Consider the following 21,485-nt stretch of genomic DNA (forward strand, 5'->3'; position numbering starts at 1 on the left):
GACCGAACCGCCGGCTGGATAGACGCCGGCCTGCCGGCGAAACTGTTCAGAGCGAACTGGACTGCAACCCGACGAGGAGCAAGCCATGATTACGATGAAGGCCGTCCGTATCCACGATTTTGGTGGACCGGAGGTTCTTTCGCTGGACGCGGTTCCGTTGCCTCAGCCGCATGACGACGAGGTCACGCTCAAGGTCTACGCGGCAAGCGTCAATCCCGTCGACTACAAGGTTCGCGAGGGCTCTTCGGGCGCGGATCTGCCCGTCACGCTCGGCCGCGACGTATCCGGCGTGGTGGAACTGTGCGGCACGCGGGCCCATACGCTGAAGAAGGGCGATCCGCTATATGCCATGCTCGGCAACGACCGCGGCGGCAACGCCGAATATGTCGTCGTGAAGGCAACGGAGGCGGCGGCGAAGCCGCAACGCTTAAGCCACGCCGAAGCCGCCGCCGTGCCACTTGCGGGCCTTACCGCGTGGCAAGGCCTTTTCGATCACGGCGGCCTCAAATCCGGGCAGCGGGTCCTTATCCATGGCGGCGCCGGCGGCGTCGGTCATCTGGCGGTGCAGTTCGCAAAGGCCGCGGGCGCGTTTGTCGCGACGACTGTGTCCGCGCAGGATTTCGATTTCGTCCGCGCGCTTGGCGCCGACCAGGCGGTCGATTACAAGAACCAGCGCTTCGAGGAGCTTGTCGAGGACGTCGACCTCGTCTTCGACCTGGTAGCGGGTGAAACACAGGACCGCTCGTGGGACGTGCTCAAGCCCGGCGGGACGCTCGTCTCAACGCTTTCCGAACCGTCGGCGGAGAAGGCCCGCCTGCATCGGGCTCGCGGCGTTTCCTATTTGACCAAGCCGAACGCGGCGCAGCTTGCCGAGATCAGCCGCCTCATCGACGCCGGGAAGGTCAGGCCATTCGTGCAGGCAATCTATCCTCTTGAGGAAGTCGCCAGGGCCGAGGAACAGCTCGAGAAGCAGCACACGCGCGGCAAGATTGTGCTTCAGGTAGCTGCCTGAGCACTCGCCGAACAACAGGCCGCGGGCCAGTTTGCGGAGTGCTCGGACACAGGCCGTTTTCTGCTGTCCAGAAGCCCGGCGGCCGAGAGTTTGACACAGGACGGCCCGCCGGGCCTGGCCGGCTTAGGCAGGTGCCGGCTAAAGCAGCATGCGCCGGGTTTGCCGGGATGCGCAAATCAAACAAATCAAGGAGATGCAACGGATCGTGAGGCACGTCGCGACGACACCGTCGCACGGCTGCGATCAGTTAACTGCGAAGCGAAGGACATAGCGTTTACCGACAGGCGGGCCAGGTTCCTACCGGCCGCAAGCCGCAAAAACCGCTTCAAACTGTCGGAAACCGGCGATAGGTTCGAACCATGTCTCAACCCGCCAATCCGATCTCCATTGCCCGTCGCGATCAGATGTTTCCAGTGCTGGCTGAGGCGGACCTGGACCGCATGGGCCGTTTCGGCGAAGCCGTGTCCTATGCTGCAGGCGAACAGATCGTCAAAGCCGGCGAGCTGGCGCCCGGTCTGATCGTGGTCCTGTCCGGCAAGGTGGATATCATCCAGGGCGGCAGCTTCGGCCGGCGCGAAACAATCGTCACGCACGGTGCTGGCAATTTCGTCGGCGAGTTGGCGCAGCTTTCAGCCCGACCCTCACTGGTGGATGTGGAGGCGGTCGAGCCGGTCGAGGCGCTCGTCATCCCCTCGCAAAGACTGAGGGACCTGATGGTGCAGGAAGCAAACCTCGGCGAGCGCGTCATGCGGGCGCTGATCCTGCGCCGTGTCGGCCTGCTCGAGAGCGGCACAGCCGGCCCGATCATTGTCGGACCGGTCGACAGCGGCGACGTTTTGAGGCTGCAAGGTTTTCTGGCTCGCAGCGGTCAGCCGCATCGCATTCTCGATTCGGCTGCCGATCCCTGCGCCAGGACCCTGATCGAACGCTTCCATGTCGACATCCACCATTTGCCGATCGTGCTCTGTCCGAACGGCAAGCTGCTGCTCAATCCCGGAGAGAACGAGCTTGCCCGCTGCATCGGCCTGGTGAGGCCGATCGACGCCGGCAGGCTGTACGACGTGGCCATTGTCGGCGCCGGACCGGCCGGCCTCGCGGCGGCCGTCTATGCGGCTTCCGAAGGGTTGTCGACGATCGTGCTCGATTGCCGTGCCTTCGGCGGACAGGCGGGTGCCTCCTCGCGCATCGAGAACTACCTCGGTTTTCCGACCGGCATTTCGGGAATGGCGCTGATGGCGCGCGCTTACAACCAGGCGCAGAAATTCGGCGTCGAGATGGTGATACCGGACGAGGCGAAGTGGCTGGGCAGCGCAAGTGACACGTCCAGTGCCCACTATACGCTCGCCGTCGGCGGCGGGGAGACCGTGCGGGCACGGTCGGTGGTGATCGCCAGCGGAGCGCGCTATCGCCGCCTCGACATGGCAAACCTGGCGCAATTCGAGGGAACCTCCGTGCATTACTGGGCTTCGCCGATCGAAGCGCAGCTTTGTGCCGGGCAAGAGGTAGCCCTGGTCGGCGCCGGCAATTCGGCTGGTCAGGCTGCCGTCTACCTGGCGGCGCATGTGAAGAAGGTATGGCTGCTGGCGCGCGGCAGCAGCCTCGATGCGAGCATGTCGCGCTATCTGGTGGAGCGCGTCAGGGCACAGCCGAACATCGAAGTGCTGGCTGAGACGCAGATTGCGGCACTGGAAGGCGACGACGGCAATCTTGGCAAAGTGCGCTGGCGCAACCGCGACACCGAGACAGCACGTCCGATCCGCCACCTCTTCCTGTTCATCGGCGCCGATCCGAACACCGACTGGTTGGCGCAATGCGGCGTGGCGTTGGACGCGAAGGGCTTCGTTCGCACCGGGCCTGACATTGGCCAGGAACGTGGTGCGCTGGAGACGAACCGCGGCGGGGTGTTCGCCATCGGCGATGTCCGCTCCGGCTCGATCAAGCGCGTCGCCGCTGCCGTCGGCGAAGGCGCCCAGGTGGTTGCAGCGCTGCATGCATATCTCGCGCGAAACGGCAGTCTTGCCGTGGCGCCACAACTGGTCAGGAGCGTATGATGGCAGACGAATGCAGGCACGCCGGGCACATTCGCGACGTGACACCGAGCGCGCTCGGCTGCGAGGAATGCCTGAAGAGCGGTTCGCAGTGGGTGCATCTGCGGCTCTGCCGCACATGCGGCCATGTCGGCTGCTGCGACGACTCGCCCAACCGTCATGCCACCAAGCATTTTCGGGCAACCGGCCATCCTGTCATCGAAGGCTACGATCCACCGGAAGGTTGGGGATGGTGCTACATCGACGAAATCTTCCTCGACCTCGGCGACCGCACCACGCCGCAAAACGGTCCGATACCGCGCTTCATTTGAGCTTTTTGCGAGCGGGCCGTTTCCGTGAAACGATGAACCGTTCTAAAGCATGTCGCGCAAAAGTGTGCAGCGGTTTTGCGATAACGACATGTATAAAACAAGAATCTAAAGCGCGTTGCATGAGGCCGATCGAACGCGACGCGCTTTAGTCCAAGGCTGCTTCGGCTTGAGCGGGCGCATCGCGTCCCTCTGGTGGTGCCGATGACCGCTCGCGCATATGCCTGACCGTCTGGAGGACACGATCGGCAAGAAATGCCAGCGCGCCCTGTGCCGTGCGCGTCCCGATGACGGATTCCAGCGTAACCGCCTGCGTTGAGAATTTGTGTTTGAACGACTCTGCGCCACAGAGGAAATCGACCATGCTCAAACCGTGATCTATCGACCACTGCACGTAATCCATCAACAGGATCACACCCGGCGACGCCCGGCCGAAATCCGGATCGAACGTCGTCACGAAGGCCATCATCACGTCGTGCTGGACGAAATTGATCGACACCGCGACCATCACGCCATTGCATTCGAGGACGAAGATATGCAGCACGCCGGCGCGCGCCAACGCACCGACGAGCGCGGCGAGTACCGGGACGCCCTCTTCGAACAGGTCTGACTCACGCATGCGCTCGGTCAGCCATTTCCGCTTCAAGGCCGCGAGGCGCTCCAGTACCGGTTGCAGCGGCTCGTCGGGGGCAAGCAGGCGAAATCTCACCTCTCCGGTTTCTTCCAGCGCTTTGATGCCGCGCCGATAGTTCTGGCGCGTCTTTTTCGACTGGCCCGCGAACCATGCCGCTCCGCTTTCCCATTGTCCGGCAACGCGATAGCTGACTTCCGTTCGGTGAAACGGACGAAGCCTGATGCCGCCGGAAGCTCCCGGCGTGAAAATTTTGCGGGCCGCCGCATCCGGCGAGAGACGACTGATCAAGGCAAGGTCGAAGCCGCCGGCATCGCAGAGTTGGGTCCATAGCTCCTGCAGCGCCGATAACGAGCATTCCGGAGCAACGAGAATATCCCCATAGTCGGTATAGCTGCCGGCCGCCCATTCGAGAAACCGCAGCCCCCTGCGCCTGCCGATCGCCAGCGGAACGACAGCAACGAGTCTCTCGCCCTTCCAGACCAGGCCGATCCGCAACGCGCGCTGGTCACGGCGTTGTACGGTACTCCACCATGCCGAAATCCAGGCATGGCTTTGAAAGATCAGCCCGTCGGTACGATGCCAAAGCTCCATCCAAGCGGCTTCGATCGCAGCCAGGCGATCCGCCGAACGGACGATTTCCAGGCGCTCCGCGCTTAGGACGTCGATGGAAACAGCGGTGTTCATGAAGGAGAACTGTCCTGTGGCTGCGCGACCACATTGGGCCGTCTGTGAAACAGTCGCATGACATGCCTTGCCATCTTCTTGAGCGGCAGGATGTAGAGCCCAAAGAGCGACTGGTAATCGCGCACATCGCGATCGACCAGGCCAAATTTCAGGTCTTCATCGGGCTCCGGGACAAATTGCGTTCCGAACAGACGATCCCAGAACGAAAAAAGCAGGCCGAAATTCTTGTCATAATGACGAGGGTCGATGCTGTGATGCACCTGGTGCCAGTGCGGACACAGGATGATGTTGTTCAACGGGCCGAACGATATCTTGAGATGCGTATGGCGAACAAAGTCCATCATCAGGATGTTGCGGATGACGTAGACGTTGATGCCGAAGATAGCGACCTCTACCGGATCGAGTGCGATCAGGCTCCAGATCCCGAAGCAGATGCCCGGGATGACGCCATCCCACATACGGTTCATCAGATCGTCCAGCGGATGAACCCGGTCCTTGGTGATCCCCACCATCACCTCGGCCGAATGATGTACCTTGTGCAATTCCCACAGGAACGGGAAACGGTGCTGGGCGACGTGGTAGAGGTAGTATGAAATATCATAGGCGACCAGCATGGTTGCGGTGAAGATGACGATCGTCACCGGTCCCGCCGGGGCGCCGAGAAGCGGCGCGTGGATGTTAAGGAGCCAGCCAATTGCCTCGCGTGTGCCATAGCCCACCGCGACGACGAAGGTGACGCCGGCAGGAATAAGCAGGAAAGGCATCATCGCCCGTTTCGTGATCCAGAACATGGCGTCGGCTCGCGCCGACGGGTGCAGGATGACTTCCTGTGGGAAGGCGAAGTCGAAAAAGTCCCTGAGGGACTTATGTTCGGCAGTTCGCCAGTAGGCGATCACCGCGCTGCCCAGTGCGGTGAGGAGAAGCAGGCCGAGCGTGGTCAGATTGACGTTCGAAAGCTTTTCCACAATCGCTCTGGCAAATTCGGAAAACATTGATGCAGCGGCTCCTGGTCGTAAGAAGGCAGTCTGGGGGTCGTAAGAAGGCGATCTGGCGAATAGCAAAGCACAAAATTCCCGCCAAACTCGCTACGCCGCCTGCAACCAGTGGCTGTTGCGGGGCGCAGCGGGCAAAGCAGGCTGGATGGTGCGAGACTAGCAGATCAACGGTAACGAAACCGCTAAATGTCCAAACGTAATTAATGTCGAATACGGCTGGAACTCACGCGGCAACTCTACGTTGGCACCGGTTTTTGCTGTCGCGGCGGGTGAATTGGGGCAAGATGGATATCGATCCCGGCTTCGCCCACTTCACCGTGCCAGGCGAGGCGTTCGGCTTGCTGCCTGCTGCCAAAACGCAGTGAAACCCAACCGCCTTGGCCCGGCATGTCACCGCCGGCGCCGATATCGAGCACAGCATCAGGAAAGCGGATGGCCAACAGTACCTCGTCGCCGCGCAATACCGCGACCGTATCTTCGTGCCGGTCGGCATGGAGGCCGGGGGCCAGTTGGAAGACGATCTCGGACTGGCGCCTGCCGCCGAGCAGTTGGTCGGTGATGAGGATGCCATCGGCCTGGCGCGCCAAAGTGCGCTGATGCACGACGCCGAAGCGGCTTCTATAGCCGTCATGCCGGGCGCTCAGCCTCCAGTGCGGTTCCGGTTCGCTCTCCACCAGCGCTGCGACTGCCTTGTGCGACCAGTTGAAATTTCCAGCGATGGTGCTTTGACTCTTGCCCTCGATGTTCAGCGTGTTGTGCGCCGGTGTGGAGCGGAACCAGTCGCGCCATGCGCCTCCCGAACCGTAGAGCCAAGTGCCGGGATCGACCAGCACCGGCTCATCGTCGATGCACAGGGTGAGCGACAGCGCGTCGGCATGGCCGTGCGCCGCTATCGAGAGATAGCCGAGCGGTCCATGGTCGAACGTCAGTTCGACATTGCGGCCATTCATTGCTCCGCGCCAGACGGAGAGCCCGCCTTGCGTGAATGTCTGCAAGCCATGCACCGCGGGCGCCGGGCCTGACGGCGCACCAAAGAAAAGCGAACGAAAATCGTCAGGCTCCGGCGCGTTGCCCGGCGTCCCCAGTAAGCCGTGGATGGCGGCCGCGACGGATCGGATATAGTTCGGCTCGTCGCCCAGCTTCAGCACATGGCCCTCATCGTCGTCGCCGAAGCGGGCGGCTTTCTGTGGCAGCCAGCCGACGAAATTGGCGAAGGCGCCCAGACGCGCTTCGACGGCCGAGGGAAACGGCGTTCCCGCCTGGCGCGCCGCGGCGGCGCACAGCAAGATGAGTTCGGCGCTGAAGGCTGCATAGGTCGGCGTTTGCTCGGCACCGGCGCCGTCGGCAAGAATCTGCTTGTGCGTCTCATTTAAGAGGGCGCTGCGGGCAATTTCGGATTCGGCCCCGAGCGCCAGGCCAACCAGATATTCGCCAGCCAACTCTGCGACGAGATGGTTGTTGGCGGAGGAATATCGCGACGGAAACCGCGGCAGCCAATAGGCGCTTGCCGCGAGTATCTCACCGGCTTTCCGCAGCGTCGCCGGGTCAAGCCGGTCACCGATAAGGTCCAGGGTGACGATGAGGCTGATGGCTCGCAGCGCTACTTCGATGCCGGAAGCCCAGCCAATGCCTCGGTACGGCGGATTGGCGGAATGCCAACTGCCGATTGCCGCCTCAATGGCACTCCTGGATCGATTGTCCTCGCTGAGGAGCAGGTGTGCAGCCAGTACTGGCAATTGCTGCAGCCGGTTGATCTCCCAGACATATTTTATATCGCCAAGGTCGCCGCCATCGCGAAAATCGATATCGAAAGTATGAGCCTCGGCGCCAGGCCAAAGCCTGCCGGTTACCGGATCAAGACGCCAAAGCTCAGCAGGAAACAAACGATCGGGCTCACGCTTTGGCCATGTCCGCCCGAGTGCCGAAAACCGGCCATGAAGCATCTCTTGCGCGGCCGCCGCTATGGCCTGCCGTTGAGCGTCGGTCGCTGCCAGCGCAGCATGGCGAAATCCGGGCAGCACTGGGTGCAACTGCGGCGATGGATAGCGTTCCCACCCATCATCGCGGCGGCGCGACGCGATCCTTCGACGTTGCTCGCCCAGCCGGTGCAACACCTCGGCCGGTCCCATGCTGCGCAATCGGTTGATGTACCAGCCGATTCTCATGCACGCCCCGTCAACGTTTCGGTCCTTGTATACCATGCCGTCGAAAAGCTGCGGGCCGGCAATCTTCTTTCCCGTTCGTTGCGGTTAATATCTCCCGCGAGCATGCGGAGGGAGCGATGCGAAAAGCGGTGTATTTTGTTGCCTGGGTGCTCGCCTTGCTTGTGGCGGCCGAGGCAGAGCCCATCCCTCTCAAGCGCGGCGTTGGCGTGCATCAGTGGCTCAACTGGTCGCCGGTGGCGAAAGACGGAACCTACGTTTGGCCGCCCTATCGCAGCGAAAAGGAGTGGCTTGCGGAAAGCAGGCCGCTCACCGACTGGCCGGCCGGGGAGGTGTTTGCCCACATCCGATCGATGGGCTTCGACTTCGTCCGGCTGAGCGTCGATCCCGGCCCGCTGCTTGCCAGCGGGGACGCCAAGCGGCAGCAGGCGCTGGACATACTTGCCGCCGCCGTCGAGCGGATCACGTCGACCGGCCTCAAGGTGGTTTTCGACCTGCATGGCGTCACTCAGGTTCCCGACTACAGCATGGAGATGATCTATGGCGGCGCCGACAGCGAGGGCGTTGCCCGCTATCGTCACATGGTTGTGGCGGTCGCCGCCATGCTGGTCAAGATAGGCACCGACAAAGTCGCCCTCGAACCTTACAACGAGCCCGCATACTACCCTTGCGATGCGAGCGGCAGCGATCACTGGCAGCGGATCATGGCAGGGACCGTCCACGACATTCGAGCGGTCAACAGCGAACTTACCATCGTTGCAACCGGCGCCTGCGGCGGCAGCATTGCCGGATTGGTCAACCTCAGCCCCGGCTTTGATGACCCAAACCTCTATTACAGCTTCCATATGTATGAGCCGCACAGCTTCACCCACCAGCGGCCCGATGACACGATCAGCTTTGCTTCGGGACTTCCCTGGCCGGCCGACAGCAGTACACCCGAAGTGGTGACCGAAACCCTTAGAGCGCGGATGGACGCTGCCGGCTTGAGCAGGGTCGAGCAGGTCATGAACATGGCCACCGCGCGCCAAGCAATCGCGAACTATTTCGAGCAGAACTGGGGCCAGAGCCAACTGGAGGCGAGCTTTCGCCAGGCTGTCGACTGGGCTGAAGGCCATGGCATTCCCAGCCGGCGGCTCTTCATGGGCGAATTCGGCGCTATCCTCATGTCCGCGGACGGCCGCATGGGCGCCTTTGAGGCCGACCGTTCGCGCTATCTCAAGGCAGTGCGCCAAGAGGCCGAACGCTTCGCGATCCCATGGTCTGCCTGGGAGTTCTCCAATCCCTATGGGATGAGCCTCATCCCGCCCGATGGTCCCCCAGTTCCCGACCCGGAGATGCTGCAGGCATTGGGCCTGCCATAGGTGCCATCACTCGCCCTCACCAGCGAACAACCGGTGGCAACCCCTGACGGCCAGACTCGATCGAGGAACGGCCCGTGGCAGCTTTCTCCCGGTTGGGTTGTATTGGCACGAAGTGTTTAACACATTTGTTGTACTGAGTGGGGAATGCGCGCGCCTAGGGGGGAACAATGTGTGGAATTGCCGGATGGATCGGGCGAAGGGCTAAAAATCCACAAGAGCGGGCCGCCAAAATGTCAAACGCATTGCGGCATCGCGGTCCCGATGCCGAAGGCACCGAGATATTGGACCTGAATACCGGCGAGCAACAATTGGCATTGGTTCATCGCCGTCTGGCGATCATTGACCTAGCGCCCGAGTCGAATCAGCCGATGCAGATTGAGGACGGTCGTCTCAAAATAATTTTCAACGGCGAGATATATAACTACATCGAGCTGCGCCAGGAACTGATCGGCCTTGGCCATCATTTTCGAACGCGCTCCGATACCGAGGTGCTGCTCCGAGCCTACGATCAGTGGCGCTTGTCAATGTTCGACCGGCTGAGCGGCATGTTCGCCTTTGCACTCTGGGATGCTCAGAGGCAGGAATTGATCCTCGCCCGGGATCCCTTCGGGGAAAAGCCGCTTTACCTCATGCAAAGCGAAAAATTGCTGCTATTTGCCTCGGAGATCAACGCATTGTTGTCATCGCAGCAAGATGCTCAGGAACTCGATCTGGATGCCGTGCACGAGTATCTGAACTGGCGTTATGTGCCGGGACCGCGCACGCTCTTCAAACAGATCCGCAAACTCAATCCCGGAAGCTATGCTGTCTGGTCGCAAGGGGTAGTCAAGGAAACGCGCTACTATACGCCTCCGGACCAGGCGGCCGTTACCGAGCGGATCGACGGAAAAACCGCCAAGCGGCGATTTCTGGAATTGCTCGACCATTCCGTCGAGATCAGGATGCGCAGCGATGCACCTTTTGGGGCCTTTCTCTCCGGAGGGCTCGACTCCTCGGCTATCGTCGCGCTGATGGCCAGGCACAGCGCCACGCCCATTCGCACGTTTTCCGTCGGGTTCGACAACGCAGCCTATAGCGAATTTGCATTCGCCCGACGCGTTGCCGATCATTTCAAGACCGATCATTGCGAACTTGTAATCCAGCCAGGCGATCTGATGGATCATCTGCCGACGATGGTTCGCCAACGCGGGGCACCTGTTTCGCAAAGCAGCGATATTCCAATTTACCTGATGTCGGAGCGAGCCTCGCAAGACGTCAAGATGGTGCTCACCGGAGAAGGAGCCGACGAGATTCTCGGCGGCTATCCCAAGCATCGCGCGGAATCACTGGCCGGGATCTACCAGTCGCTTGTTCCAGCCTCGCTGCACGATAACGTCCTTTCCCCTTTGGCACGCGCCATGCCGGGCGCGTCGGCCAAGGTCGATACATTTGCCCGCACCGCGGGCGAAAGGGACTTTGCCGCCCGGATGGTCTCCTGGTTTGGAGCCGTTTCGGCGCAGCAGAGCGCCTGCCTGATCGGCGCGTCCGCAAATCGCCGTTATGAGCGCAACGACTTTCCGTTCTCGTCAAGCGCTGCGGCTTCCCATCTTCGCCGCGTGCTGTTTTTCGATCAGACATCGTGGCTGCCTGACAATCTCCTGGAACGAGGCGACCACATGATGATGGCCGGTTCAATCGAAGGAAGAATGCCGTTCCTCGATCGAGACCTGGTTTCATTCGTTAGCAAATTGCCCGATCGCTACAGGCTGGGTTGGTTGCACAGCAAGCAGATCCTGCGCGACAGCATGGCCAATATCCTCCCGGAGGAAATTCTCAGCCGCCGCAAGGTCGGGTTCAAGGTACCGGTCGCCGAATGGTTTCGCGGATCGATGAGGAACTACGTGCATGACCATCTTTGCTCGCCTCACTCCGTCATTCGCAGCTATCTGAGTCCGAAACAGCTAGATCAAATCGTCTCGGAACACACAACGCGTGCTGCAGACCACGAAAAGCTGATATGGGCGCTGTTGAATTTGGAGATATTCCACCGCGAATTCAGGCTCGACGCGCCGCCGCGATCGTCGGCCTCAGCGCTTGACCGGTTGACGGCTTGACGCGGCCGACCGCCAGACATCGCAGATTGCGCCAACAAACGGGGCGAGCTCAAGCCGTTCCCGATGCACGGCCATGGCACCGGCACCAAGCCTTGCCCGCAGTGCCGGGTTCTCCACGAGGCGGCTCAGCGCCTCGGTCAACGCTGTAACATCGCCTGGCGGCACCAGCAGCCCGGATTGCCCGTCGGTGATTATGTCTTCGACGGCGCCAACCGGGGTCGCCACCACCGCCAAACCGGCTGCCATGCCTTCGATCACCGACATCGGCAGATTTTCGGCGAAGGATGGAAGAACCAGAATATCGGCCGAAGAAATCAGCGATGCGACATCGTCCGGTCCCACCCAACCCGGAAAGGCGATCCGGTCTGCAATCCCCAGCGCGGCCGATTTTGCCCGTGCCGCCTCGACTTCGCCATCGCCGGCAATCGTGGCACGCCAATTCTTGACAGGGCTCATGCGGTGCAGTGCCTCGAGCAATTGCGGTACGCCCTTGCGGTCGCCGATGCGGCCCAGGAACAGGATATGCACATGGTCGCCGCCGCCGACATGCGCCAGCGACGGGACTTCGGTCGCATTGGGCACGATCACGATATTGCCGGCTGCGCCCGGCGCCCGGCTGGCGACGAAATCGCGCCAAAGCCTGCCCAAAACGATCACCCGATCGGCATGCTCGAACAGAGCTTTGATACGGCGGCTAATGAAACCGCGGTCGGCTTTCCAGAATGTCTGATACTGCGCCCCGTGCAAATGCAGGACATAGGGTATCGACAGCAGCCGTGCGCAGGCGGCGATCACCATCTTGCGGTAGGTGCTGCCGGAAACTGAGATGTTGATATGAATGACATCGGCGCGTCCAGCCAGACGCGCTTTAAGCATCCGTAAGCAAAAACCGAGCATATAGAAGATCGAAAATCCGACATGCCCCGGGCCACGACTGGCAAGGAAGCACACATCGATGTCGGCGATTTCTTGCCGTTCGAACTCCTGCTTCAGCGCGCCCATGATGCGGTCGATGCCGCCCTGCCCCGAAACGCCCGAGGGCGTCGCGACCAGGACATGTATTTTTCGATCGGATATGAGGCGCTGCAACATGATGGTACTCTAAATAACACAGACCGGGTAACTGCAAAGCAAACGTTCCCGATAAGTTTTACGGCAAATCTTTTAGTTCAAACTGAATCTGTTCACCCTTCGGCGTCATCGGGCTGGATTTTCCGCCAGTCGGCGGCTAGTCGAAGGTGAGTTTTCCAGGGACACGCCCTTGCTGCTCCGTTCCACGCTCATTTATGCTCCGGCGATCCTGCTGACGCGAATTTCGGCGCTGCTCCTGCTGGTCGTCGTGACGCGTTTGATCGACCAGACCGAGTATGGCCTGCTCACCCTGGTGGTGACCGTCGGCGAAATGACCGACATTGCCGTCACCAACTGGCTGCGCATCGCCTTGCTCAGGCTTGGCGGCAAGGGCGAAGTCAGCCGCGGCAGCCTGATGCTGGCCGGGCAGGTGTTGCTTGCCACCACGGCACTGGCGCTGGTCATATCGGTAGGCGCGTCGGCGGTGATCGTGCCTGAACGCTGGATCGAGTTCGCGATCGCAGTCTGCGGCTATCTGGTCGCCGGGTCCATCAGCCGCTTCGCGTTGACGGTGCTGCAGATGCAGCAGCGCCATTCGGTCTATTCGATGCTAGAAGCCCTGCGTGCCCTGCTGCAACTCGCGTTACCGATCGGCGCTATCCTTGTCTTTCAGGATAGCTTTCTGACGGTGTCGCTCGGCTCGAGCCTCGGCGCCTTGATTGCCGGCATCGTGGCGGGCATCATGGCATCGCGACGGCTCGTTGCCGGTCCGCCGCGTTTCACCCACAGGGACTTCTTTGCGCTCGGTGTGCCGCTGATCATCATGGCGCTGGTTGGCTTCGGGCTCAACAGCGCGGAGCGTCTGTTCCTCAAGTTCTATTACGATGCCAGCGCCGTGGCGATCTTCGCCGCAGCCTATGCGCTGGCCCGCCAGCCGATCGATATGGTCGCCAACGCCATCAACATGGGCGCCTTTCCCGAGGTGGTTAGCCGGTTCGACGAGGATGGGCCCGCGGCATCGGGTCGGTTGCTGTCGCAGTTAATGGCCTTGATGATGCGGCTTTGCCTGCCGATTGCAGCGATGCTGGTCGCGCTCAGCAGCGATATCACCGAGCTCATGCTGCCCTCGCAATATCACGGCCGCTTCGGCCTGCTGTTTCCGATCATTGCCTTCAGCGTGCTGTGCGCCAACCTCACCAGCTTCGTCTATGGCGTCGTGGTGCACGCGCACAAGCGGCCGTGGCTGCTGATCATCGCCAATCTCTTCGGCTCGGTGGCAACAATCGCATTGTCCCTGCTGTTGATCCCCCCGATGGCGGAGATCGGCGCCGCTTTGGCGCTGGCGGGCGGCTCGGTGGTGGGCTCCATAACCTGCATCATCATCAGCGAGCGGCTCACACCGGTGCCGGTGCCGTGGCGCGACATCGGTGTTTCGGTAATCATCTCGCTCAGCACGGGGGTGGCCGCCAAGCTTGCCAGCATGGTGGCCGGCGACCTGCCGGCGATCTTCTCGCTTGTCGCCGGCGGCACCACCGGCGCCGCGGTTTTCTTCGGGCTGACCTCGTTGTTCCACCCCGTGGCAGCGACGCAATTCGTCGCCCAGCTGCGAGCGCGGCTACGGATCGCGTAATTTCCAAGCGATCTGTAAGCAGGTATTTCTGAGGCTTACAACACATGGTGTACCTTGCCGGGGACGGGCTCGTTGCATATCCGACATTCGGTCTCCGGGTGTTCGGGTCATGAGAGCGAGGCGCCATAATGGTCCGCACGTCGCGCTCGGCGGAAAAATGCCAACGAATCCGCGGGATCGCAGTCGGGCGAGAAACGGATGATTGAAAAGCTGCAATCATCGGCATTTAGTCGAACCCGGCTTCTTGTCCAAGTCTGAGGGGGCAATGTGATTTCCCGATCCAAGAAGGTTAAACAATTTCGCGCTCTTCATAAATCCGGCTGCTTCGTGATCCCAAACCCTTGGGACGTAGCCGGCGCGCGGATGATGGCTGGTCTGGGTTTTAGGGCGCTGGCGACCACCTCTTCGGGCTACGCCTTTTCGAAGGGGAAGAAGGACGGAGCAAAGGAAGTCGGCCGCGCCGAAAGCTTGGCATATGCCGCCGAGATCGCAGCCTCGACGACCGTGCCGGTCACTGCCGATTTGGAAGATTGTTATGAAGACACACCAGAAGGCGTGGCTGAAACCGTCCGGCTTGCCGCCGAAGCGGGATTGGCTGGACTTTCGATCGAAGATCGACAACCAAATCCCGGCCAGCCAATACGCGATTTTGATACCGCGATGGCACGTGTAGCGGCGGCGGTTGCGGCTGCTCGAAAATACGACATCGTACTCACCGCCCGCGCCGATGGGATGGGTAAAGGCGTATATGGTCTCGACGAGGCAATTCGCCGCCTGAAGGCCTTCGAAGCTCTTGGCGCTGAGGTGCTGTATGCGCCGGGCGTCCCGGACCTGGCGTCTCTCGAGCAGATTTGCAGCTCTGTCAGTGCACCAGTGAATCATGTCCTTGGCCAAGGTGTTTCCGGTCTCACATTCGAGCAGATTGCCGAGGCCGGTGTACGGCGGATAAGCGTGGGCGGCTCACTTGCGCGCGCCGCTGGCGGAGCACTAATGAAAATATGCCAGGAGATCGCAACCGGGAAATATACGGCGTTGGAAAGCGCTCTGGCCTGGAACAGTCTTCGCGATCCTAAGCCTGTGGTCGAAAGGGGGCGACGCCTGCGTTCCGGACATTAGGCGCCGCGCCGCTGGAGCCCCGTAGGCGAAACTATAAACCGGCGTTTCGGCGCCAGCGACGCTCCCAGAACTCCCGGCACAGCAGTCCCGCATAGGCAGTGTTGGTATCGTAGTAGCGGCGCCACAAGCGTCGCGGCTCCTGGACGACGCGGAACAGCCACTCCAGGCCGGCCGCTTGTATCAGCTTCGGCGCGCGGGCAACCTTGCCCCCATAGACGTCGAAACTGCCGCCCACGCCCATCACGAAACTTGAGGCGAGTTCATCGCGGTAGCGTTTGAGAAAGCGTTCCTTGCGCGGTGTCGGCATGGCCACCAGCAGGCAGTCGGCGCCCGAGGCGTTGATCGCCGCGACGATCCCGGCCTCGTCCTCCGGCTTGAAATAGCCGTTGCGCATTCCCGCTATGACGAGGCTCGGATGGTCCTTGGCAAGTCTCACTACAACCGCGTCGAGAACGTGCTGTTCGGCCCCCAGCAGATACGGCCTGAATCCACGCTTCGCGCAGAGGCTCAGCAGATTGATCATGATGTCGACGCCCGCCACCCGCTCGGGCAGCGCGACGCCGCACAGACGTGCACCCCAAAGCACGCCGATGCCATCGACATTGACCACGTCCGCCCCGGCCACGTCCTCGCGCAGCTCGGCATTCTGGCGCATGGTCACCAGTTTGGCGACGTTCACGACCACATGATGCAGCGGCCGCCCCAGGGTCATCGCCTCGTCGGCGATGGCCAGTGTCTCGGCCATGGTCAGCGCATGGATCGGTGCGCCAAGGAACTCCCGGCGCCGTGATGCCAACAGGGAATGCTGCGCCCATGCCGGGGCGTGCGCGTTCATGCGGCCTGCTCCCTTGCAGGTGTCACTTGTGCGACCTCTGGTTTCTTGCCTTCGATGCGGGCGTCGGGCTTGCGTGCCTTGCGCCATGTCCACAGACCCCTCGTATCGACGAGCTTCTTATCCTTGAGCGCTTCGGGGTCGACCAGATTGAACTGCCGATGGTCGACCAGGAGGACGACGATATCGGACTTGTCGATGGCCGAAAGTGCGTCGGTGAACACGATGCCCCTGCCCTCGAGCTCATGCGGCAGCGCATTTGTGTTGGGTTCAGCCGCAATGATCTTCACATTGGGGATATCGGACAGAAGTTTCACCACCTCGACGGCCGGGCTCTCGCGCAAATCGTCGATGTTGGCTTTAAAGCTGAGGCCAAGACAGGCGATCGTCTGTTTGCGGGAGGGGTCAAGCAAGGCCTCGATATCCCTGACCACCGACATGGGCCGTTCGGAATTGATCCGGCGTGCCGAAGCCATCAGCCGCGTGCTGTTGGGTGCGGCGTCGATGATAAAATATGGATCGACCGCAATGCAGTGACCGCCAACGCCCGGGCTCGGCTGGAGGATGTTCACGCGAGGGTGTCGATTGGCGAGATCGATCACTTCCCATACATTGAGCGACAGATCCTGACACACGGCGGCAAGCTCGTTGGCAAAGGCGATGTTGACGTCGCGGAACGCGTTCTCCGTCAGTTTCACCAGCTCAGCACTTTCGGCCGTTGTCATGAACAGGTCGCCGGTGACGAAGGTCGAATAGAGTGCCGCGGTCCGCTCCGACGATTTGCGGGACAATCCGCCGATCGAGCGATCGTTGTTGATCAGCTCGGTCAGCACCTTTCCCGGCAGCACACGCTCGGGGGAATAGGCGACCAGCACATCGGCGTCTTCGCCATGCTGGACAGGAAATTTGAGATCAGGCCGCAACTCGGCAAGCAGCCCGGTCATGATACGCGTGGTTCCAACCGGCGATGTCGATTCCAATACCACAAGGTCTCCGCGCTTCAGCACGGGGGCGATGCTTCGTGCCGCCGCGAGCACGTAGGTCACGTCCGGCTTATGATCGTGGGTCATCGGGGTCGGCACGGCGATGATATAGGCGTCCGCCGGCTGCGGCGTGCTGTAGGCCATGAGCTTGCCGTTCGCCACGACCTTCTGGATCAGACCGTCAAGGTCCGGCTCGACGATGTGGATTTCGCCACGATTGACCTTCTCGACCACCGCTCCGTTGACATCGACGCCAATGACGTTGAGCCCGCGGCTGGCAAAAATGGCGCAGGTCGGCAGGCCGATATATCCCATGCCGACTACGGAAACGGTTTTGATTTCAGCCATGATGCAGCAGTTCCTCAACAATCCGGTTACTGGCCCGGCCATCGCCATATGGGTTGTGTCGTTCCGCCATGCCGCGATAGGCAGCCTGATCGTCGAGCAGGCGATTGGCGTTGAACAGGATTTTCTCGACATCGGTGCCGACAAGGCGGGCGGTGCCGGCCACGATCCCCTCGGGTCGCTCGGTATTTTCGCGCATCACCAGCACCGGCTTGCCGAGCGAAGGCGCTTCTTCCTGCACGCCGCCGCTATCGGTAAGCACCAGATAGCTCTGCTTCTGCAGGTACAGGAACGGCAGATAGTCCTGCGGCTCGACCAGATGGATGTTCGGCACGCCTTCCAGCTCTGCGTTGACCACCGAGCGCACATTGGGGTTTGGATGGACAGGGTAGACGATCTGCACGTCTCCGCGCGCCGCCAATCCCTTCAACGCCGTACAGATGCGCTGGATGCCGCCGTCAAAATTCTCGCGGCGATGTCCGGTGACGAGGATCATCTTCTTGGAAGGGTCGAGGAAGGGGAAGCTGGCAGCGAGCTTCGCCTTCATCAGCCTGTCGGCATCGATCGCGCTTGAAAAATGCAACAGCGTGTCGATCACCGTGTTGCCGGTCACGAAGATGGTGCTTTCGGCCTTTCCTTCGGCGATGAGATTGTCGCGCGCTTGAACGGTCGGCGCAAAATGCCAGGTGGCGATGTCGCCGGCAATCTTGCGGTTCAGTTCTTCAGGAAACGGCGAGTTGATGTTGTGGCTGCGCAATCCTGCTTCGACATGAGCGACGGGGATACGCTTGTAGAAGGCAGCAAGAGCCGCGGCCATTGCCGTGGTGGTGTCGCCCTGTACCATGACGATATCGGGCTTCGCCTTGTCCAACACCTCGGCCATGCCCAGGAGCACGCGCGAGGTCACATCGAACAGCGACTGGCCGGGTTGCATGATGTTGAGATCGTGGTGCACAGGCAAGCCGGTCAGCTCGACAACCTGGTCGACCATTTCACGATGCTGGGCGGTTATGCATATTTCGGTGATGAAGCCTGGATGAGCGAGGGCGGCACGCGCCACTGGAAAGCATTTGAGTGCCTCCGGCCTAGTGCCGAACACGATCAGCAGTTTCTGCCTGGATGGCAGTTTTGGACGTGAAAGGACGTTCATCGCTGATCCTGGTCGCCTGCAGCCTTCGGGACATGCCGACTATTGCCCGCAAGAGTCATAATAGCGCCGGAAAGCGCCTTCGTGATCTCAATTCTTAATATATGATTAACAACCAAGGCCGCGTTCTCCCGGTTTAACTCTTGTGAAAGGTTGGGCTGACAAGTAGTCTATGGCAGTAGTCTTGAAAAAGAATATATTGGATTGACTAATATTTTAATCATCGGCCACGCCGACCCATCCCGGCGCTGGGAAAATGAGCTTCTGGCGCGGTTGAGTGCGGCTGGACATGCGGTTTCGAGTTGCCGCGCGCCGACGCCTGAACCCAATGCGCGCACGATGGATAATGTGCTGGCGCTCGAGGGCCGGCGCTTCGGCCCCTCACTGGCAAGCCGTTCCCGGCCGTTGCCGTCCGGCGACACCGGCCCAGTCGATCTTATAGTCGATCTCACGGCTACCGCCGCACGACGCGGCACGCCTGTCCTGACGCTCGAATTTTGCGGCCAAAGCAGCTTTGCCGCAGGCATGACCGAGATGCTGGCGAGCGGGCGGCTGCCCGAACTCACCGCGCGCCTCGACGGCGTTGCCGTCGCCAGGGCGCGGCCGATGATCAGCGACCGGTTGTGGCTGTCCCGAACCAGCAACGACCTGCTCGCCGGCGCCATCTCCCTGATTGCCCAATGTGTCGCCCGCTTTTCCGCGGGCAAACTTGCGCCGATTGCCGAGAGCCCGGCGCCGCCCCTGCAGAAAGGCGGATTTATCGGGCACTATCTGCCCTTTTTCGGCAGGGGGTTAGTCGACCGCGCCGTGCAAAAACTGCGACGTGGTCGGCGTCCCTTCTATTGGCAGGTTGCTTATCGGCTGATCGACGGTCCAGGCGTCGCCGAAACCGGACTGCTGGATGGTAAGCCCTTCACCGTGCTTGCCGATGACGGGCAGCGCTTCTACGCCGATCCGTTCGTTCTCGAGCGCGACGGCCGTCATTTTCTGTTTGTCGAGGAGTTTCCCTACTCCACCGGCCGCGGGGTGATTTCCGTCGCTGAACTTGGCACCGACGGCACTTTCGGCGTACCGAAAGTGGTGCTGGAGGAAGCGCATCATCTGTCATATCCGCAGGTGTTCGCTCACTCCGGCGAGATTTTCATGATCCCTGAAAGCGCTACGGCGCGAGAACTGGTGCTCTACCGTGCCGTGCAGTTTCCGGATCGCTGGGTACGCGATACGGTGCTGATGACGGACAGGGATTTCAACGACGCCACGCTGCTCGAATCCGACGGCCGTTTCTGGCTGTTGGGGACGGGGCGGTTCGGTTACGGCAGCGCGTCCGACACGATGGCCGTCTATTCCGCCCCGGCGCTGCGTGGGCCGTGGGCTGCGCACGCGCTCAATCCCGTCGCCGTCGATCACTCGGCCACTCGGCCGGGCGGCGCTTTCATCCGCCAGGGCGACGCTTTGCTACTGCCCGTGCAAAACGGGTCTAGAGCCTATGGCGGCGGCCTGGGATTGATGCGGTTGGATCGCCTTGACGACTTCGATGTCCTGTTTGCACCGCCCCACCCGATCGGCCCAGGACCGGCATGGGCGCGGGCGGGCATCCACACGCTCAATCGCGCAGGCAATGTCGAGGTTGTGGATAGCGCCGGCTGATGCGTCTGGAGCCTGCGCTTATCCAAGCCGATCCAGTTTCGGCTCGGATGCGACAGCGGTCGAAGACGTGCTCTTCGGCTGGTTTCTATACGGCACGTTTCTATAGGCAAGCAGCAACACCACGATAGTCGTAATATCCGGCGCTTTTGACGAGAGCGCGTTGTTCGACAGCGCAGCAAGCAGGAAGGTCATGGTGCCGATCCATGCCGGCAGCGGCGCCGCGCGCAGCAGCCGAAAAATGAACCAGAATACCAGCACTATGAAGAGCACAGCTATCGGCAAGCCGAAGAGCATGGTGATGACCACCGGAGCGCTCTCGATATAGGGCAGATGCAGCTTCTCTTTGACGATCGCCAGGAGGTCGTCGACGTTCATGCCAAACAGGATGTCTTTCCAGCTAACAAGTCCGAATATCTGGTAGATCGTCACCCGCGCCATGAAATTCTCGTCAAAGATCGTGTTGCCGAATCGATTCAGCAGCCCGCCCGAAAATAGTATGGCCACCAGCACTGCGCCGCTCACCAGGGCGAACAGCAGCACGACGGACTTGGCCTGCCGCTGGTGCTTGAGAGTCAGGCGCGGCCAAGGCACGAACAGCAGCAGAATGAGGGTTTCTCCCGCAGCGAGCATCAGGGCGGCGCGGGCGCCTGACGCAGCACAACCGACGAGCAACACGAGAATCGATGCCACCCGCACCCATATGCGCCAGCGCGTCAGCGGCACGAATCCGATGGCTGTGGCGCAGAGCGCGCCTAGCGCCAGCGGGTGCGCCGATAGGCCAATTGGCCTGAACTGCAGTTCGTTGAGACCGTAAGGCATAAATCGATGTTGAGTCACCGCTTCGATCGTGCCGAGCACAGCGCTGAGGATCACCATTCCAAGCACGACGTCGCCCAACGCCCGCCGCACTTCCGCGTTCAAGGCCAGCATCAACAGGCCTGCGGCGCCGGCCACCAGATAAGAATCGATGATGAACCCGGAGGAGCCCGCACGGCCGGTGACGAACAGATAGGGCACCAGCGCGAACATCAGCACCGAAAAGCGAATCAACGCTTTGAATATCCCAATTTCGTCGCCCTGCAGCAGAAACGGTCGGCTGAAAAGAACGACGGCAAGGACCAGGAAGATCGCATAGGTGCCGAAATGCAGCTTCTCGTAGAACGAGCCCCCCTGGGCCGTATAGTCGACGACCATGTTCATCACCTGCGGCGACACCGTAAAGCGAAGCAGGAGCGCGAAGGCGGCGCATAGGAAAAACAGCAGCGACAGCGCGTTCTCACGGCGCGCTCGACTGGGCAACAATCGTTCCGATGCGGCAGCGGGATAGCTCATGGCCCATCCAGGTGAAGGTATTCAAACAGCATTCCGGGCAACGAGACCCCTTCAACGTCCGCCGGACGGACAGCGAGAGCGGTAA

General features: G+C 61.2%; 16 protein-coding genes. 8 read left to right on the forward strand and 8 right to left on the reverse strand.

From position 1 onward, the window contains the following. Positions 1 to 85: 85 nt before the first annotated feature. The 3 genes from NKH04_RS18630 (at position 86) to NKH04_RS18640 (ending at position 3,371) form a co-directional block, all read left to right on the forward strand. Positions 86 to 1,012 (forward strand): NADP-dependent oxidoreductase, encoded by a 927-nt coding sequence (locus NKH04_RS18630; protein ID WP_352449638.1) that lies wholly within the window; start codon positions 86 to 88, stop codon positions 1,010 to 1,012. A 359-nt stretch (positions 1,013 to 1,371) separates the two neighbouring features. Next, a complete protein-coding gene (locus NKH04_RS18635) occupies positions 1,372 to 3,063 on the forward strand; it encodes an FAD-dependent oxidoreductase (RefSeq protein WP_352921086.1) in 1,692 nt (563 codons plus the stop codon). After that, positions 3,060 to 3,371, forward strand: coding sequence for a UBP-type zinc finger domain-containing protein (locus tag NKH04_RS18640; RefSeq protein ID WP_352821385.1), 312 nt, complete (start codon positions 3,060 to 3,062; stop codon positions 3,369 to 3,371). Before NKH04_RS18635 ends, NKH04_RS18640 begins: the two co-directional genes overlap by 4 nt. 145 nt (positions 3,372 to 3,516) lie before the next feature. Here NKH04_RS18640 and NKH04_RS18645 read toward each other — a convergent pair whose 3' ends face one another. The 3 genes from NKH04_RS18645 to NKH04_RS18655 all read right to left on the reverse strand — a co-directional run bounded on the left by NKH04_RS18645 (position 3,517) and on the right by NKH04_RS18655 (position 7,846). Then, complete coding sequence (locus NKH04_RS18645; RefSeq protein ID WP_352472515.1) at positions 3,517 to 4,686, reverse strand: GNAT family N-acetyltransferase; 1,170 nt, start codon at positions 4,684 to 4,686, stop codon at positions 3,517 to 3,519. Next, positions 4,683 to 5,678, reverse strand: coding sequence for a sterol desaturase family protein (locus NKH04_RS18650; RefSeq protein WP_352821389.1), 996 nt, complete (start codon positions 5,676 to 5,678; stop codon positions 4,683 to 4,685). Before NKH04_RS18650 ends, NKH04_RS18645 begins: the two co-directional genes overlap by 4 nt. Positions 5,679 to 5,917: 239 nt before the next feature. After that, positions 5,918 to 7,846: a heparinase II/III family protein gene (locus NKH04_RS18655; RefSeq protein ID WP_352821392.1), complete on the reverse strand. Its 1,929-nt coding sequence runs from the start codon at positions 7,844 to 7,846 to the stop codon at positions 5,918 to 5,920. Between the two features lie 116 nt (positions 7,847 to 7,962). On the opposite strand from NKH04_RS18655, the gene NKH04_RS18660 reads away from it, so the two are divergent. Together NKH04_RS18660 and asnB are read left to right on the forward strand one after the other, a co-directional pair. Then, positions 7,963 to 9,204 (forward strand): glycoside hydrolase family 5 protein, encoded by a 1,242-nt coding sequence (locus NKH04_RS18660; protein WP_352683201.1) that lies wholly within the window; start codon positions 7,963 to 7,965, stop codon positions 9,202 to 9,204. Positions 9,205 to 9,371: 167 nt separating this feature from the next. Then, positions 9,372 to 11,297: an asparagine synthase (glutamine-hydrolyzing) gene (asnB, locus tag NKH04_RS18665; protein ID WP_352683199.1), complete on the forward strand. Its 1,926-nt coding sequence runs from the start codon at positions 9,372 to 9,374 to the stop codon at positions 11,295 to 11,297. On the opposite strand, the gene NKH04_RS18670 is transcribed toward asnB, so the two are convergent. Then, positions 11,271 to 12,389 (reverse strand): glycosyltransferase family 4 protein, encoded by a 1,119-nt coding sequence (locus NKH04_RS18670; protein ID WP_353044751.1) that lies wholly within the window; start codon positions 12,387 to 12,389, stop codon positions 11,271 to 11,273. The two genes, asnB and NKH04_RS18670, sit on opposite strands and share 27 nt — an antisense overlap. Before the next feature lie 169 nt (positions 12,390 to 12,558). On the opposite strand from NKH04_RS18670, the gene NKH04_RS18675 reads away from it, so the two are divergent. Next, entirely contained in the window at positions 12,559 to 13,998 is a 1,440-nt protein-coding gene (locus NKH04_RS18675; protein ID WP_352541696.1) for a lipopolysaccharide biosynthesis protein, read from the forward strand. Positions 13,999 to 14,265: 267 nt separating this feature from the next. Continuing rightward, a complete protein-coding gene (locus NKH04_RS18680) occupies positions 14,266 to 15,114 on the forward strand; it encodes an isocitrate lyase/PEP mutase family protein (RefSeq protein ID WP_352541697.1) in 849 nt (282 codons plus the stop codon). A 31-nt stretch (positions 15,115 to 15,145) separates the two neighbouring features. On the opposite strand, the gene NKH04_RS18685 is transcribed toward NKH04_RS18680, so the two are convergent. The 3 genes from NKH04_RS18685 to wecB are packed head-to-tail and all read right to left on the reverse strand — an operon-like array spanning position 15,146 to position 18,424. Then, positions 15,146 to 15,949, reverse strand: coding sequence for a WecB/TagA/CpsF family glycosyltransferase (locus tag NKH04_RS18685; RefSeq protein ID WP_031211886.1), 804 nt, complete (start codon positions 15,947 to 15,949; stop codon positions 15,146 to 15,148). Next, positions 15,946 to 17,277, reverse strand: coding sequence for a UDP-N-acetyl-D-mannosamine dehydrogenase (gene wecC / locus NKH04_RS18690; RefSeq protein WP_352921080.1), 1,332 nt, complete (start codon positions 17,275 to 17,277; stop codon positions 15,946 to 15,948). The genes NKH04_RS18685 and wecC overlap by 4 nt, the downstream gene beginning before the upstream one ends. Beyond that, positions 17,270 to 18,424, reverse strand: a complete 1,155-nt coding sequence (gene wecB / locus NKH04_RS18695; protein WP_352472506.1) for a non-hydrolyzing UDP-N-acetylglucosamine 2-epimerase — start codon at positions 18,422 to 18,424, stop codon at positions 17,270 to 17,272. Before wecB ends, wecC begins: the two co-directional genes overlap by 8 nt. 201 nt (positions 18,425 to 18,625) lie before the next feature. Between wecB and NKH04_RS18700 the strand changes: the two genes are divergently transcribed. Continuing rightward, positions 18,626 to 20,068, forward strand: coding sequence for a glucosamine inositolphosphorylceramide transferase family protein (locus NKH04_RS18700; RefSeq protein ID WP_352821397.1), 1,443 nt, complete (start codon positions 18,626 to 18,628; stop codon positions 20,066 to 20,068). An 18-nt stretch (positions 20,069 to 20,086) separates the two neighbouring features. On the opposite strand, the gene NKH04_RS18705 is transcribed toward NKH04_RS18700, so the two are convergent. Further along, entirely contained in the window at positions 20,087 to 21,400 is a 1,314-nt protein-coding gene (locus NKH04_RS18705) for a VpsF family polysaccharide biosynthesis protein (protein WP_352472504.1), read from the reverse strand. Between the last annotated feature and the right edge of the window lie 85 nt (positions 21,401 to 21,485).

The organism is Mesorhizobium sp. M1365, from assembly GCF_040317865.1.
In the GTDB taxonomy this organism is placed as follows: Bacteria; Pseudomonadota; Alphaproteobacteria; order Rhizobiales; family Rhizobiaceae; genus Mesorhizobium.

Excerpts from the sequence above, each read along its gene's own strand:
- NKH04_RS18630 (WP_352449638.1), top strand. The coding sequence starts at position 86 with ATGATTACGATGAAGGCCGTCCGTATCCACGATTTTGGTGGACCGGAG.
- NKH04_RS18635 (WP_352921086.1), top strand. The coding sequence starts at position 1,372 with ATGTCTCAACCCGCCAATCCGATCTCCATTGCCCGTCGCGATCAGATG.
- NKH04_RS18640 (WP_352821385.1), top strand. The coding sequence starts at position 3,060 with ATGATGGCAGACGAATGCAGGCACGCCGGGCACATTCGCGACGTGACA.
- NKH04_RS18645 (WP_352472515.1), bottom strand. The coding sequence starts at position 4,686 with ATGAACACCGCTGTTTCCATCGACGTCCTAAGCGCGGAGCGCCTGGAA.
- NKH04_RS18650 (WP_352821389.1), bottom strand. The coding sequence starts at position 5,678 with ATGTTTTCCGAATTTGCCAGAGCGATTGTGGAAAAGCTTTCGAACGTC.
- NKH04_RS18655 (WP_352821392.1), bottom strand. The coding sequence starts at position 7,846 with ATGAGAATCGGCTGGTACATCAACCGATTGCGCAGCATGGGACCGGCC.
- NKH04_RS18660 (WP_352683201.1), top strand. The coding sequence starts at position 7,963 with ATGCGAAAAGCGGTGTATTTTGTTGCCTGGGTGCTCGCCTTGCTTGTG.
- asnB (WP_352683199.1), top strand. The coding sequence starts at position 9,372 with ATGTGTGGAATTGCCGGATGGATCGGGCGAAGGGCTAAAAATCCACAA.
- NKH04_RS18670 (WP_353044751.1), bottom strand. The coding sequence starts at position 12,389 with ATGTTGCAGCGCCTCATATCCGATCGAAAAATACATGTCCTGGTCGCG.
- NKH04_RS18685 (WP_031211886.1), bottom strand. The coding sequence starts at position 15,949 with ATGAACGCGCACGCCCCGGCATGGGCGCAGCATTCCCTGTTGGCATCA.
- wecC (WP_352921080.1), bottom strand. The coding sequence starts at position 17,277 with ATGGCTGAAATCAAAACCGTTTCCGTAGTCGGCATGGGATATATCGGC.
- wecB (WP_352472506.1), bottom strand. The coding sequence starts at position 18,424 with ATGAACGTCCTTTCACGTCCAAAACTGCCATCCAGGCAGAAACTGCTG.
- NKH04_RS18705 (WP_352472504.1), bottom strand. The coding sequence starts at position 21,400 with ATGAGCTATCCCGCTGCCGCATCGGAACGATTGTTGCCCAGTCGAGCG.